Origin of the sequence: Clostridium perfringens ATCC 13124, assembly GCF_000013285.1 — a bacterium.
Lineage (GTDB): Bacteria > Bacillota > Clostridia > Clostridiales > Clostridiaceae > Sarcina > Sarcina perfringens.
In genome coordinates, this window is record NC_008261.1 from 2,262,130 (window position 1) to 2,277,132 (window position 15,003).

Genomic DNA, 15,003 nt, shown 5'->3' on the forward strand with positions numbered 1-15,003 from the left:
CCCCTATTAATGCTTATTACTATAATATGAGTTGATAGTTAAAATATTGCTAAATCTATTTATTTTTTGTAAGTTCTAAAACTATATCTCTGAAAATAGGACCTGCAGTATTTCCACCTCCTGGCTTTCTATCTTCATAAACATTTTTTATATTTGGCACCATAACTCCTAAAGTATAATACTTTTCTCCATGTTTAAAATATCCTAAAAACCATCCATGTAATTCTCCCCCCAGAGCTTCAGCAGTTCCAGTTTTAGCTCCTATCTCAACTCCTTCAATTTTAGTTATATTTGCAGTTCCTTCTAAAACCGTTGAGTTCATTACACTTTTTAAGTCCTCTGCTGTCTTCTTAGAGATTACATTTTTTCTTAACTCCTTAAATTCTTTTTTTATCTCTCCTTTTTGGTTTTCAAAATCTTTTAATATATATGGCTCTACATATTCCCCTTCATTAACAACAGTAGATATTATACCTGCCATTTGAATTAAACTAGTTTGCATAGATTGGCCTATAGAAAGATTTGTTATACTAACATTTTCAGGAACATCTCCCTTAGTCTCCATACCTGTTTTTTCATCTAATCCTAAAGCTAAAGAAAAAACTCCTTGCTCCTTTGCAAAGTCTAATAATCCCCTAGTTCCTATTTGAGCTCCTAATTTAGAAAAAATATCATTACATGAAACCTCAAAAGCTTCTTCAATGCTTATTGTTCCATGTATTTTTTCCTTTTTACATACTAATCCATCGCATCTTAATTTATCAGAAAGTCTAATACCCTTTTCTTCCATCGCAGCCTCTAAAGTTAAAATTTTAAATATTGACCCTGCCTCATAACCATTAATGCTACCTGAACCTAAAACAACATTTGGAGCTGATTCATCCTTTTGAGCTAAGGCTAAGACTTCACCGCTAGCACTATCAATAAGTACTGCTCCTGCATTTTTAAAAGTTTTATAATCTTCCTTAGCTAAAACATCTCTAACTATTTTTTGAAATTTATTGTCCAAAGTTAACTTAACATTTAGATTATCCTCTGGAATTTCATATTCTCCTTCTCCATATAATCCTTCATGGTCCCTTTCAAAAATGATTTTAGGATCTTTATTATTTTCTAACTCCTTATTTATTACCATTTCTAGAGATTTTTCTGATTTATCAACCTCTTTTGTCTCTACTTTTTTATCCTTATTCTCTACTAAAGCAAAACCCTTAGTAGAAGTTACCATATTCTCTATTTTCCAATTATCATCTTTTTTCTTTTCTTGTGCCTTATAAGTATAAATTCCTTTTATATTTTTCAAACTATTTATCTTATCAAAACTTTCCTGTGAAACATCATAATATAATTTCCCTCCACTTTTTACTACATTATCAAAAGAAAAATCCTTATCTTCAGATTGCATAATATAATTAAAGGCCATTATATTCTCTAAATTTTGATTTAAATTATTTAATCTAAAAGCCATAGAATCTATAACAACTTTGTATTTAGTCTCATATTGAAATATGCTTTCTCCCTCTCTATCTAAAAGTGAATAATTAAGGTCAGAAATATTTTCATATTGTTTGTGATTTCCTTTGAAATTTCCTGTTTCTTTTGTACTATACTTTTTCTGCACATAATAAATCCTCATGTCAAGTAATAGTAAAGCTAATAACAATAAAGAAACTAAGCTTATTAATCTATTTTTAATTTCAATTTTTCTTTTTCTGTTAAACATAAAAACACCCCTCCTGGCTAAATTCTAGCCAAGTTAGGGGTGTTTTATTCAATAAGAAATAATTACTTCTATCTCTTATTTAAGTAAAATCGTAATATACCTTTTTAAGATATTATTCGTATTTTCCTAAAACCTCTTTTATTTTTGCAACAATAATATCTATAGCAACTTTATTATGTCCACCTTCTGGTATTATTATATCAGCAAATTTCTTTGTAGGTTCTGTAAATTGATTATGCATAGGCTTTACTACATTTAAGTACTGATTTATAACAGACTCCATAGTTCTTCCTCTTTCATTTATGTCTCTGACCATTCTTCTTATGATTCTAACATCAGCATCTGTATCAACGTAAATCTTTATATCTAGAAGTTCTCTTATTCTTGGATCTTCTAGTATTAATATTCCTTCTACAATAACAATTTCTTTTGGCTCAACCTTAGTTGTATCTTCAATTCTATTATGTATAGAGAAGTCATAACTAGGTTTTTGTATAGAATGTCCATTTAAAAGTGATTCTAAATGTGAAACTAAAAGATTGTTATCAAAAGCATTTGGATGATCGTAGTTAGTTTTAACTCTATCCTCCATTGATAAATGGCTTTGATCCTTATAATATGAATCTTGCTCTATCATTGCTATACAATCTTCACCAAATTGTCTATATATCTCCTTAGCTATTGTACTTTTACCTGAGCCAGTGCCTCCTGTTATTCCTATAAAAATTGGTCTCTTCATTAGCTGTTTGCCTCCTTGCACTTAATTAACATATCATTTACCTTTACAGGCTTATCTATTTTAACCTTGAATATCATTTGAGCTTTGTTAGCAACATCTATTTTTTCGTCTTTTTCATCCTTCATATCATTCATTTGGATTTCATAGTAATCTCCTACTGGAGTTAATACCTCTACTGTATCCCCTTCGAATAATCTGTTTCTTTGTTCTATAGTTGCTACCTTAGTTTCTTCGTTATAATCTCTAACAACTCCTACGATATCATAATCTCTTATATAAGATGATGATTCATAAACTTGCTCTCCTGATTTTCCAAAGTAAAATCCTGTGTGATATCTTCTATGACTAACCTTTAAAAGATTATCCATTAATTTTTGATCAAATTCATATCCTTCTGGATCATCCCAATACTTATCTAAAGCTTCTCTGTAAGCTTTAACAATTGCAGCAACATAGTATGGGCTCTTCATTCTTCCTTCTATTTTAAATGAGTATATACCACTCTTAACAAGCTCTGGTATATATTCTATCATACATAAATCCTTAGAGTTCATTATGTATGTACCTTTATCATCTTCTATAACTTGGAAATACTCTCCAGGTCTCTTTTCTTCCATTAAATAATACTTATATCTACATGCTTGTGAACAAGCTCCTCTATTTGAGTCTCTTCCTGTCATGTAGTTTGATATTAAACATCTTCCTGAGTATGCCATACACATTGAACCATGAACAAATGCTTCTAAATCACAATCTTCTGGTAAATTCTCGTGTATTTTTTCAATTTCTTTAAAACTAAGCTCTCTAGCTAAAACAATTCTCTTAACTCCTAAGCTATGCCAAAACTTAGCTGACTTCCAGTTTACATTGTTTGCTTGAGTACTTAAGTGTATTTCTAAATCTGGTGCAACTTCCTTTGCAGTCATTATTATTGATGGATCTGAAACTATTATTGCATCTACATTTAAATCATTAAGTCCTACAATGTATTCTTCTAATCCTTCTAAATCTGCATTGTGAGGAAATACATTCATAGTAACATAAACTTTTCTTCCTCTATCATGAGCATACTTTACACCTTCTGCAATCTGTTCATTTGTAAAGTTATCAGCGAAAGCTCTTAGGTTAAGTTTGCTTCCTCCAATATAAACTGCATCTGCTCCAAAATCAATTGCTGTCTTTAATTTTTCTAAGCTACCTGCTGGTGCTAATATTTCTGGTTTTCTCATGTTTGCTACCTCCTCTTAGTTAACGCAATTCCATCTCCCATAGGAATAACAGTTGTTATTAAATTTTCATCCTTTGAGACCATATCCAAATACTTTCTCATTCTCTTAACAATAGTTATTTTTCTTCTCTTCACTAAGTCATCAGAAGCAACCATTCCTCTAAACAAAACATTATCTGCTATTATAATTCCATCTTTTTTTAAAAGTCTTAAACATTCTGGTAAAAAATGATTATAATGTCCTTTACCTGCATCCATGAATATCATATCAAATTCATCATGAAGACTCTCTAAAACTTCTAAACAATCTCCCTGTAAAATATTGATTTTTTCCTCTAATCCAAATTTTTTAATATTCTCTTTAGCATAATTTATCATATTATCATCTCTCTCGATTGTAGTAATATGACATTCTCCACCACAAGCTTTGTTCATCAGTATTGAAGAATAACCTATAGCTGTGCCTAATTCTAATATTTTCTTTGGTTTATTCATAGATACCATAAACTCAAGGAACTTAGCACCTTCCTTTTGTATTATTGGCACCTTATTTTCTTTTGCAAAATCTTCTAGTTCTTTTAATTCGTCATTTCTATCTGGAATAAGATCTCTAAGATACTTTTCCATATATTCAAAGGTTACTCCACTCATTTGCTCCTCCAAATTTTAGTATCCAAATTCTTTCTTCTTAGCTAGGAAATCTTCGTAATTATTAGTAAAATAGTGCTTATTATTTGATGGATTCAATAAATAATATATGTAGTCTGTTTTAGCTGGTTTTATGGCAGCTAAAAGTGAAGGTTTTCCAGGATTACATATTGGCCCCACTGGAAGTCCTTTAATCTTATATGTATTATATGGTGAATCCACTTTTAAGTCTTTATAAAGCACAGTATCTTTATGCTCTCCTAAAGCATATAAAACTGTAGCATCGATTTGTAAAGGCATACCTTTTTGTAGTCTGTTATATATAACAGATGCTATTTCTGCACGCTCACTATCATCCCTAGCCTCTTTTTCAACCATTGAAGCTACTATTACATATTTCTCATACTCTTCCTTTGGAATAGTAATGCCTAGTTCACTTTGTATCTCACTAATTACCCCTTCAAACCTGTTAAGCATCATTTCAATTATTTGTTTTGGTGTTGTGCCTTTAGGAATAGCATATGTGTCTGGAAATAAAAATCCTTCTAACTCATATTTTCTTTCATTATTAGGTTTTATATAAGATGGTAATGGATACTCTTTTACTACTTTTAAAAACTCATCTTTTGTGCATACCTTAGATTCTTCCAATTTCTTAGCTATATCCTCTACAGTGTATCCCTCTGGAAATGTTACCTTATAATCTGATACTTTCCCATCAGTTAGTACACTTAAAAAATCATTAAAACTTATGTCACTATTCACAGTATATGTACCTGGTTTTATACTTTCTTCTACGTTATTAAACTTTATATATATCTTAGAAAAAAAGGAACTTCTAAGTACATTTTCATTGTTTAATCGTTCAAAAAGTCCATTTAGTGACTCTCCTTCTTTAACTTTAAAGGTTATATCAGCTTTATTAGATTGTAAAGGGCTTCGCTTTATGGAGTTATATTTAACTACAAATACAGCTAAGTTAATCACAAGTAAAATTATGAATATGGATATCAAAACCATACTTTTAGAGTTTTTTAGCCTTTTCACAGTAGTACCCCCTCATATTTTAAGATAAATGGCCATAAAGCCATTTATCTAATTATAAATCTTTTTCTCATAAAAACAAACTTGTTTTACTAATTTTTGTTTATGTACCCAAAGTTATAAAATAAAATTATAAGAAAATTTATTATTTTTTACTTCTATTTATAGCTCTCTTTCTCTCAGCACTGTCTAAGATTCTCTTTCTCATTCTTACATTTACTGGAGTAACTTCAACTAATTCATCATTGTTTATGAATTCTAAACATTGCTCTAATGACATTTGTCTTACTGGAGTTAATTTTAAAGCATCATCAGCTCCAGATGATCTTGTATTAGTTAATTGTTTTTTCTTACAAATATTAACGTCTATGTCATCTGCTCTTGAACATTCTCCACAAACCATTCCAGCATAAACCTCTGTACCTGGCTCTATGAATAAAGTTCCTCTTTCTTGAGCATTAAATAATCCATATGTAACTGCTTCTCCTGATTCAAATACTACGATTGATCCTCTACTTCTTCCTGGGATCTCTCCTTTGTATTTTTCAAATCCATCAAATACATGGTTCATTATTCCGTTACCTTTTGTATCTGTCATGAATTCATTTCTAAATCCTATAAGTCCTCTTGCAGGTATTTTGAACTCTAATCTTGAGTATCCATTAACCGCTGAAGTCATATTTACCATTTCAGCTTTTCTAGGTCCTAATTTTTCCATAACAGGTCCCATAAATTCTTCTGGAACGTCTATAGTTAAGTGCTCTATTGGTTCAACCTTAACACCATTTTCATCTATTTTTGTTATAACGTTTGGCTTAGAAACTTGGAATTCATATCCTTCTCTTCTCATTGTTTCTATAAGTATTGAAAGATGTAGCTCTCCTCTACCACTTACTTCGAAACAATCTGGAGTTATTTCTTTAACTTTTAAACTTACGTTAGTTTCTAATTCTTTTAATAATCTATCTCTTAAATGTCTTGAAGTTACGAAATCCCCTTCTCTACCAGCAAATGGTGAGTCATTAACCATAAAGTTCATGTTTAATGTAGGCTCGTCTATTTTAACAAATGGTAATCCTTCTGGATTTTGTGCATCTGTTATAGTTTCTCCAATATTTACGTCAGATATACCACTTATTGCAACTATATCTCCTAATTGAGCTTCATCAACCTCTATTCTCTTTAATCCATCATGAGTATAAAGACTTGATATTTTGAATTTAGTTACTGTTCCATCTTGTCTTACAACAGCAGCTTGTTGGTTTTTCTTAGCTATTCCTCTAGTTATTTTACCTATAGCTATTTTACCAACATATTCACTTGAATCTAAAGTTGTAACTAACATTTGTAAACTGTCTTCTATAGATCCCTTTGGTGATTCAACTTTTTCGATTATAGTATCGAATAAATCTTTCATGTTATCTTTTGGCTCATCTATGTTAATTGTAGCTACTCCATCTCTAGCTGAAGCATAAACTATTGGGAAATCTAATTGCTCATCATCTGCACCAAGCTCTAAGAATAATTCAAATATTTCATCAATAACTTCTTCTGGTCTAGCATCTGGTTTATCTATTTTGTTTATAACAACTATTGGTTTTAATCCTAACTCAAGAGCTTTTCTTAAAACGAATTTTGTTTGAGGCATAGCCCCTTCATATGAGTCTACTACAAGTAAAACACTTTCTACCATTTTAAGTACACGTTCAACCTCTCCTCCGAAGTCAGCGTGTCCTGGTGTATCTATTATATTTATTTTAACTCCGTTATAATGAACTGCTGTATTTTTTGAAAGTATTGTAATACCTCTTTCTTTTTCTAAGTCATTTGAGTCCATTACTCTCTCTTCTACTTTTTCGTTTGTTCTAAAAACGTTACTTTGTCTTAATAATGCGTCCACTAAAGTTGTTTTACCATGGTCAACGTGAGCGATTATAGCTATATTTCTAATATCATTTCTTGTAAATTCGTTACTCATTATATTTATTCCTCCAATTTTATGTGCATAAAAAATTGGATACTATTTAAGTACCCAATTTTCTTTACCTTATTAGATTCTACTGTTAAGCTTTAAAAAAGTCAACACAACATTTTTTACTTAAACAGTTACATTCTACATTATCATCTAATTTTTTTATATTTCCATTATTATTGGTAATATCATTGGTTTTCTCTTAGTTTTTTCATAAAGGAAACTTCTAAGGCCATCTCTTATGTTAGATTTCATAGTAGCCCAGTCACAGATTCCTTTCTTTTCACAATCTCTTAAAACGTCTTTTACTATCTCTTTAGCTTCATCCATTAAGTCTTCTGATTCTCTTACGTAAACAAAACCTCTTGATATAATATCTGGTCCTGCTACCACTGAAGCAGTTTCTTTTGAAATAGTAACAACTACTGTAAGAATTCCGTCTTGTGAAAGATGTTTTCTATCTCTTAAAACTATGTTTCCTACATCACCAACTCCAAGTCCATCAACAAAAATTTGTCCTGAAGTAACAGATCCATTCTTTTTGATTGAATCTCTAGTGATTTCTATAACATCTCCATTTTCAGCTATCATAAAATTCTTTTCTGATAGTCCAACATCAACAGCTAACTCTGCATGCTGTTTAAGGTGTCTATACTCACCATGAACTGGTATAAAGAATTTAGGCTTAACAAGAGCTTGCATAAGTTTTAATTCCTCTTGGCAAGCATGACCTGAAACATGGACATCTGCTAGTTTTCCATACACTACTTCTGCTCCCTTTTTGAAAAGTTGATTAATAACCTTAGAAACTAACTTCTCATTACCAGGTATTGGTGTTGCAGATAGTATTACTGTATCTCCCTCAATGATATTAACTTTTTTATGCTCTGAAGATGCCATTCTAGCTAATGCTGACATTGGCTCTCCTTGGCTTCCTGTAGTTATTATAGTCACTTGCTCATTTGGATATTTGTTTATAGAATCTATGCTAACAAAAGAATCCTTATCTATTGTTAAATATCCTAGTTCTATGGCAACCTGAACTATATTTTCCATACTTCTTCCTGAAACAGCAATCTTTCTTCCTGTCATTTCTGCAGCTTCAACAATTTGCTGTATTCTATGAATATTTGAAGCAAATGTAGCTATTATTATTCTTCCCTTTGCTCCAACAAATATTTTTTTAAGATTTTCTCCTACAGCTCTTTCTGACATTGTATATCCTGGTCTCTCTACATTAGTAGAGTCAGCCATCATTGCAAGAACTCCTTTTCTTCCTAATTCTGCAAATCTAGCAAAATCCATTACCTCTCCGTCAGTTGGAGTATAGTCTACTTTAAAATCACCAGTATGAAGTACAACTCCTAGTGGTGTATGCACTGCTATAGCAACTGAATCTGCTATACTATGATTAGTTTTTACAAATTCAACAGATGATGATTTTAATTTTATAATATCTCTTGGTTTAACTCTTATAAGCTCTGTGGTGCTTAATAAACCATGTTCTTTTAGTTTAGTTTCAACTATTCCTAAAGTAAGTTTTGTTCCATAAACAGGTACATTTAAATTTTTTAACACATATGGTAAAGCACCAATATGATCTTCATGACCATGAGTTAAAAATATTCCTCTAACTTTTTCTGCATTTTTAACAAGATATGATACGTCTGGAATAACTATATCAATACCAAACATATCTTCGTCTGGGAACTTAAGTCCACAGTCGACTACAATTATATCGTCTTTAAATTCGATAACAGTTAGATTCTTACCTATCTCGTTCAAACCACCTAAAGGTATAATTTTAACCTTTAGCTTTTCACGTTTCATATTTTCCCTCCTCTTTTTTGTAGTAGTACGCTTATGTATAAAAGAGGTTTCCTCATTTGAGAAAATTTCTCTATTCATTTTTACAATCCTTGCATATTCCGAAAAACTTTACTGTATGATCTAATATTTCAAAGCCATATTTAGTTTCAATCTCTTCTTCTAGTTCGTCTAATAAATCCGCTTCAACCTCAAAAACTTTTCCACATTTATTACAAACTAGATGATGGTGTCTATGCTCTTCATCGTCATGAGCAAGTTCATATCTACTGCATCCATCTTCTAAATCTAACTTATAGATTACACCCATCTCTTCTAGAAGAATTATTGTTCTATATACGGTAGCTAATCCAATCTCTGGACAACTTTTCTTAACCTCGTCATAAATTTCCTCAGCAGTTAAGTGTTTACCCTCATTTTGTATTATAGTATCAACTATAGCTCTTCTCTGAGGTGTTAACTTATAACCCTTCTTCTTTAATTCTTCTTTTAAAGCATCAAAATCTACTGAAGCTGTATTTGCCATATTAAAACCTCACTTTACCGTTATTCTTCTTCTGCGAATAAAGTTGCATAAGCTTCTTCTATCATTTCAATTTCAAAATCATTCTCAACTGGAGCTAAAGTCTCTTCTCCATCTTCGTCTTGAACAACTTGCATAGCTATAACTACGTCTTCCTCACCTTCTGGTGATAATAAGAAATATTCTTTTTCTTCGATATCTAATTTAGTTACTACGTTGAATGTTGTTTCTATTCCTTCTTCATCAACTAAAACTATTGGTTGTAAATCGTTATTCATTTTAACTTCTCCTTTTTATTTCGATATTCTGTCTAAGTATCCTTGTAATATATAAGTAGCCGCTATTTTATCGACTATTTTTTTTCTTTTCGCTCTTGATAAATCCGCTTCTAGCATTGCTCTATGAGCAGCAACTGTTGTAAGTCTTTCATCCCAAAACTCTATTTTACCATCAAATGATTTTTCAATTTGTTCACATAAATTTTTAACCATTTCTCCAGATGGTCCTATTGTTCCATTCATATTTTTTGGCATACCTGCAACTATAGTTTCTACTCCATACTCTTTGCATATTTTCATGACTGCCTCTACGTCTTTAGTGTAGCAATCTCTTTTTATAGTTGTTACACCTTGAGCTGTCCATCCAAGTGGATCACTTACTGCAACTCCTATAGTTTTACTTCCGATATCTAAACCTAAAATTCTCATTGAATCTCCTTACATAAACGAAAGAGTACCCTTTCGGGCACTCTTTGTTATTTTATCTCTAGATAAGATTTTATAACTTCTTCAAGTATTTCATCTCTTTCCAGTTTCCTTACTAAAGCTCTTGCCCCGTTGTAATTAGTGATGTAAGTAGGGTCACCTGAAATTAAGTATCCAACTAGCTGATTAACCGGGTTATAGCCTTTTTCCTTTAGTGAGTTGTATACATCAGTTAATATTGATTTAGTTAAATCTTCCTTATTTTTACTAAAATCAAACTGCATTGTGTGGTCAAAATTGTTACTCATAACATGCTGCTTACTAGCAGCTCACCCCCTTACAGTAAATATATTTTAATTTATATATTTACATATATTATTATCTTTTAAATTAGTTTTTATTCACGCTTTACTTTATACTCATTATAAACTATATTTACATAAAAGTACAACTATTTTACAAGTAATTCTACAACTTCTTTTGCTTTTTCTAATGCTTTAGCTATATTTTCTGGATTTTTTCCACCAGCTTGAGCCATGTCAGGTCTTCCACCTCCGCCGCCGCCTACAACTGCTGCAACTTCTTTTATTACCTTTCCACAATGAACTCCATTAGCTAATGAATTTTTAGTTGCCATAGCTACTAAGTTTACTTTTCCACCATTGTCACTTGCTAAAACAACTATTCCATTATTTAATTTATTTCTAACTTTATCAGCTAAATCTCTTAATGAATTTCCATCAACATCTTTTAATTCTGCTGTAACTAATTCAACTCCGTTTATTTCAACTTTGTCTTTTAAGATATCATCCTCAGCACCTTGAACTAATTTAGCTTTAAGTTCTGCTATTTCTTTATCTTTTTCTTTTAATTCATGAGCTTGAGCTGCTATTCTCTTAGCAATATCTTTTTCATTACACTTAAGCATTGAAGCAGCTTCCTTAAGCATATTATTTTTAAGTTCCATGAATTTTAATGCGCTTATTCCAGTAACAGCCTCAATTCTTCTTATTCCAGCAGCAACTCCTGATTCTGAAACTATCTTAAATAATCCAATTTCTCCTGAGTTAGCTACGTGAGTTCCTCCACATAATTCTTTTGAGAAATCTCCAACTGAAACAACTCTTACTTTTTCAGCATACTTTTCATCGAAAAGACAAGTTGCTCCACTATTTCTAGCTTCATCTAATGACATTTCCTTTGTATCAACTACAGATACAGTCATTATTTTTTCATTTACTAATAATTCAACTTTTTCTAATTCTTCTTCTGTTAAAGCTGCAAAATGAGTAAAGTCAAATCTTAATCTTTCTTCATCAACATATGAACCTGATTGATTTACATGGTCTCCTAAAACTTCTTTTAAAGCTTCATGTAACATGTGTGTAGCTGTGTGGTTTTTACATATGTTAGATCTTCTTGAAGCATCAACTGATAATTTAACTTCTTGACCTTCTTTTAAGCTACCTTCTATAACCTTAATGTAGTGAACAAATTTTCCACCAACATTTTTCTTACAATCTGTAACTATTGCCATTCCAGTTTCTGAAGTTATATTTCCTCTATCTCCAACTTGACCTCCCATTTCAGCATAGAAAGGAGTTTTATCAGTTAATAAGAATCCTTCTTCACCTTCTTTAAGTTCAGATTTAAATTCTTCATTATTTCCTAGTACTATAACTTTTGAGTTAAGTTCTAAATTAACATATCCATCAAATTCAGTAACTATTGAAGCATCCACTTTGTTTACTGGACTTTCTTCGCTTCCCATGTAGCTACTTTCTCCTCTAGCATTTCTAGCTCTTTCTCTTTGCTCTTTCATTTCCTTATTAAAGTTTTCTATATCTAACTCTAATCCTTTTTCTTCTAATATCTCTTGAGTAAGCTCTAGAGGGAATCCATAAGTATCATATAATTTGAAAGCTTTAGCTCCTGATAAAACTTTCTCATTTTTTTCTTCCATTTCTGAAATATAGCTCATAAGTATATCCATACCTGAGTCTATTGTTTCATTAAATCTTTCTTCTTCTAATTTAATTATTTTCTTAATGTAATCAGCTTTTTCTTTTAATTCTGGATAAGCTTCACCGTAATTTTCAACTACAGCATCAACCATTTCATTTAAGAATATACCTTTAACTCCTAAAAGTCTTCCATGTCTAGCAGCTCTTCTAAGAAGTCTTCTTAAAACATATCCTCTACCTTCATTTGATGGTTGAACACCGTCACATATTAAGAAAGTAACACTTTTTCCATGGTCAGTTATTATTCTTAATGATACATCTTTGTCTTTATCTTCTCCATATTTAGCATTTGTTAATTCACATGCTTTATTTAATATGTTTTTAACTGTATCTATTTCGAAGATATTATCTACACCTTGCATTATTGTAGCTATTCTTTCTAAGCCCATACCTGTATCTATGTTCTTTTGAGCTAACTCATTGTAGTTTCCTTCTTCATCTTTATCAAATTGAGTGAAAACTAAGTTCCAGAACTCAACTATTCTATCAGCATCTGAAGCTTCTAAGAATTCTTCTACAGTTTCAACCTTTCCTTCTCCTCTATCAAAGTGAATCTCTGTACAAGGACCACAAGGACCTACCCCTATTTCCCAGAAGTTATCATCTTTTCCTAATCTGAATATTCTGCTTGGATCTACATCAGTTTTACTAGTCCAAATATCATAAGCTTCATCGTCATTTAAATATATAGTTACATATAATTTATCCTTTGGAATTCCTAAAGTTTCTGTTATAAACTCCCAAGCCCAAGGAATTATTTCTGATTTGAAGTAATCTCCAAATGAAAAGTTTCCTAGCATTTCGAAGAATGTACCATGTCTTGATGTTTTACCAACATTCTCTATATCACCAGTTCTTATACACTTTTGGCAAGTTGTTATTCTTCTTTTTGGTGGTTCTTCTAAACCTGTGAAATAAGGTTTAAGTGGTGCCATACCTGCATTTATTAATAATAAACTCTTATCATTTTTAGGTACTAACGGAAATGACTGTAATCTTAAATGATCTTTGCTTTCAAAAAAGCTTAAATATTTTTCTCTTAATTCATTTGCTCCCATGAATTTCATAATTTATTCCTCCAAATTTTATGTATTTATCCTTTAGCCTTTAAGTTTAATCATATATTATAAAATAAGATTAAACCCTCTACTTAGCCTAGATATTCTTTTATTTTATAATTAGTTTCACACATAAAAAAAGAACATAAAACACCTCACCCCTAATTAAAAGGGACGAAATCCTATGCTCCGCGGTACCACCCTAATTATGTAAAACTACATCACTCTAAAAATTATAGCTCAAAGATAGCTTCAACATCTCTTTTAAGAAGTTCTCACCAACCACTTCCTCTCTGACTAAAAGATAAATGCCTACTCATTCTCGTCAACGCTTTTCATTAAGTTATTATAGGCAAATTATAAAAAAAATTTCTTTACCTGTCAATATAATTGCCAACTGTATTAATATCTATTTTATTAAATTACTATGTATTCCTATATATTTTATGATTATTTATCTACTAAGTTAAATATTATTTTTATATAAAATACTATTAAAATAATATTATTATGTATATTTATTAATATCTAAAACTTTTTAACTATAAAAAAATATATCATACTTCTTAATAACTATGATTTAATCTAATACTAAAATATCATAAAAACATATAATAATCCCAATCATCAAATAGAACTTTAATCACAACAGCTATAGGAACTATAAAAACCATTCCTAAAAGCCCTCCTATTTGCTCTCCAATCAAAAGTAATATTATGATTAATATTGGATGCATATCTATACTCTCAGCTGTAATTTTAGGTGCTATTAAGTTTCCTTCAATTTGTTGAATTATTAAAAAAGTCAATATAACCCACAAAATTTTATTTGGGCCTTCTACTAATGCTACAACTATTGCAGGTATTGCTCCTAAAACCGCTCCAAAATATGGTATAATATTGAGTAACGCATTTAAAAACGCTAATAATAGAGGAAACTTTATTCCTAGTATAAGCATACCTATAAATGTCATAACTCCAACTAATAAGCTTAAAAGTAATTGCCCTAAAATATATTTACCTAAGACTTTATCAACATCTCTCCCTAGATTTTTTAATAGAGCTCTCTTCTCTATTGGGCAGCAATATAAAAATTTATTATCCTTAATATAAAATCTCCATAAAAAATCCCTAGCTTCATAAACTTCATCTTCATAATCAAATCATTTATAAAGAATTCTATACCATTTATTAAACCATCAAAACTTTCCCCTTCTTTAAACATACTTGGAATTAGAACTGTTAAAAAAAATAATATAAGAAAAATTACACTAAGTACTATAGACATAGCTAAAAAGTTTTTATTTATTTTTGTTCTTTCACATAAAAATCTATATAGAGGCTTAAGAATATATGCAAAAATCCCTGATACAAGCACTATAAAAATAATGTCTCTAAAAGCTTCAAATTGATATAAAAGGAATATAAATAAAAAAATTATAAATGTTAATATTAAATTTCTTATAAATCTTTTTTTATCTTTTAAAGCTCTAAACATTCCTACTCCTCCTTT

Annotated in this window: 14 protein-coding genes and 1 other annotated feature; all 14 genes read right to left on the reverse strand. The window is 30.5% G+C overall.

Annotation, left to right across the window (positions count from 1 at the left end; translation table 11 throughout):
* Positions 1-55: 55 nt before the first annotated feature.
* The 14 genes from CPF_RS09835 to CPF_RS15160 all read right to left on the reverse strand — a co-directional run bounded on the left by CPF_RS09835 (position 56) and on the right by CPF_RS15160 (position 14,988).
* Positions 56-1,723 carry a penicillin-binding transpeptidase domain-containing protein gene (locus tag CPF_RS09835; RefSeq protein WP_011590951.1) on the reverse strand — a complete coding sequence of 556 codons (1,668 nt, stop codon included), beginning with the start codon at positions 1,721-1,723 and terminating at the stop codon, positions 56-58.
* A 112-nt stretch (positions 1,724-1,835) separates the two neighbouring features.
* A complete protein-coding gene (udk, locus tag CPF_RS09840) occupies positions 1,836-2,462 on the reverse strand; it encodes a uridine kinase (protein WP_003459577.1) in 627 nt (208 codons plus the stop codon).
* A complete protein-coding gene (locus CPF_RS09845; protein WP_003459619.1) occupies positions 2,462-3,691 on the reverse strand; it encodes a peptidase U32 family protein in 1,230 nt (409 codons plus the stop codon). The genes udk and CPF_RS09845 overlap by 1 nt, the downstream gene beginning before the upstream one ends.
* A gap of 5 nt (positions 3,692-3,696) precedes the next feature.
* Complete coding sequence (locus CPF_RS09850) at positions 3,697-4,341, reverse strand: O-methyltransferase (RefSeq protein ID WP_003459682.1); 645 nt, start codon at positions 4,339-4,341, stop codon at positions 3,697-3,699.
* Positions 4,342-4,356: 15 nt separating this feature from the next.
* Positions 4,357-5,385 (reverse strand): endolytic transglycosylase MltG, encoded by a 1,029-nt coding sequence (gene mltG / locus CPF_RS09855; protein ID WP_003451288.1) that lies wholly within the window; start codon positions 5,383-5,385, stop codon positions 4,357-4,359.
* A 142-nt stretch (positions 5,386-5,527) separates the two neighbouring features.
* Entirely contained in the window at positions 5,528-7,360 is a 1,833-nt protein-coding gene (gene typA, locus CPF_RS09860; protein WP_003459575.1) for a translational GTPase TypA, read from the reverse strand.
* A 156-nt stretch (positions 7,361-7,516) separates the two neighbouring features.
* Positions 7,517-9,184: a ribonuclease J gene (locus CPF_RS09865; RefSeq protein ID WP_003459637.1), complete on the reverse strand. Its 1,668-nt coding sequence runs from the start codon at positions 9,182-9,184 to the stop codon at positions 7,517-7,519.
* Positions 9,185-9,254: 70 nt separating this feature from the next.
* Positions 9,255-9,707: a Fur family transcriptional regulator gene (locus CPF_RS09870; RefSeq protein ID WP_003451087.1), complete on the reverse strand. Its 453-nt coding sequence runs from the start codon at positions 9,705-9,707 to the stop codon at positions 9,255-9,257.
* 20 nt (positions 9,708-9,727) lie between these two features.
* Positions 9,728-9,982: a DUF1292 domain-containing protein gene (locus CPF_RS09875; RefSeq protein WP_003459598.1), complete on the reverse strand. Its 255-nt coding sequence runs from the start codon at positions 9,980-9,982 to the stop codon at positions 9,728-9,730.
* A gap of 15 nt (positions 9,983-9,997) precedes the next feature.
* Positions 9,998-10,411, reverse strand: a complete 414-nt coding sequence (gene ruvX, locus CPF_RS09880) for a Holliday junction resolvase RuvX (protein WP_003459573.1) — start codon at positions 10,409-10,411, stop codon at positions 9,998-10,000.
* A gap of 47 nt (positions 10,412-10,458) precedes the next feature.
* Entirely contained in the window at positions 10,459-10,716 is a 258-nt protein-coding gene (locus tag CPF_RS09885; RefSeq protein WP_003451703.1) for an IreB family regulatory phosphoprotein, read from the reverse strand.
* Positions 10,717-10,859: 143 nt separating this feature from the next.
* The gene (gene alaS / locus CPF_RS09890) at positions 10,860-13,499 is read right to left on the reverse strand and encodes an alanine--tRNA ligase (RefSeq protein WP_003459676.1); all 2,640 of its coding nucleotides are present in this window, start codon (positions 13,497-13,499) and stop codon (positions 10,860-10,862) included.
* A 158-nt stretch (positions 13,500-13,657) separates the two neighbouring features.
* Positions 13,658-13,828 (reverse strand) — a binding site (T-box leader).
* A 261-nt stretch (positions 13,829-14,089) separates the two neighbouring features.
* On the reverse strand, positions 14,090-14,599 hold the full coding sequence (locus CPF_RS15155) for an AI-2E family transporter (protein WP_320153869.1): 510 nt from the start codon (positions 14,597-14,599) through the stop codon (positions 14,090-14,092).
* Positions 14,563-14,988 (reverse strand): AI-2E family transporter, encoded by a 426-nt coding sequence (locus tag CPF_RS15160; protein ID WP_233419453.1) that lies wholly within the window; start codon positions 14,986-14,988, stop codon positions 14,563-14,565. Before CPF_RS15160 ends, CPF_RS15155 begins: the two co-directional genes overlap by 37 nt.
* Between the last annotated feature and the right edge of the window lie 15 nt (positions 14,989-15,003).

Coding starts and splice junctions, on each gene's coding strand:
- typA (WP_003459575.1), bottom strand. CDS start 7,360: ATGAGTAACGAATTTACAAGAAATGATATTAGAAATATAGCTATAATC.
- CPF_RS15160 (WP_233419453.1), bottom strand. CDS start 14,988: ATGTTTAGAGCTTTAAAAGATAAAAAAAGATTTATAAGAAATTTAATA.
- CPF_RS09875 (WP_003459598.1), bottom strand. CDS start 9,982: ATGAATAACGATTTACAACCAATAGTTTTAGTTGATGAAGAAGGAATA.
- CPF_RS09865 (WP_003459637.1), bottom strand. CDS start 9,184: ATGAAACGTGAAAAGCTAAAGGTTAAAATTATACCTTTAGGTGGTTTG.
- CPF_RS09870 (WP_003451087.1), bottom strand. CDS start 9,707: ATGGCAAATACAGCTTCAGTAGATTTTGATGCTTTAAAAGAAGAATTA.
- alaS (WP_003459676.1), bottom strand. CDS start 13,499: ATGAAATTCATGGGAGCAAATGAATTAAGAGAAAAATATTTAAGCTTT.
- CPF_RS09850 (WP_003459682.1), bottom strand. CDS start 4,341: ATGAGTGGAGTAACCTTTGAATATATGGAAAAGTATCTTAGAGATCTT.
- udk (WP_003459577.1), bottom strand. CDS start 2,462: ATGAAGAGACCAATTTTTATAGGAATAACAGGAGGCACTGGCTCAGGT.
- CPF_RS09845 (WP_003459619.1), bottom strand. CDS start 3,691: ATGAGAAAACCAGAAATATTAGCACCAGCAGGTAGCTTAGAAAAATTA.
- CPF_RS09885 (WP_003451703.1), bottom strand. CDS start 10,716: ATGAGTAACAATTTTGACCACACAATGCAGTTTGATTTTAGTAAAAAT.
- ruvX (WP_003459573.1), bottom strand. CDS start 10,411: ATGAGAATTTTAGGTTTAGATATCGGAAGTAAAACTATAGGAGTTGCA.
- CPF_RS09835 (WP_011590951.1), bottom strand. CDS start 1,723: ATGTTTAACAGAAAAAGAAAAATTGAAATTAAAAATAGATTAATAAGC.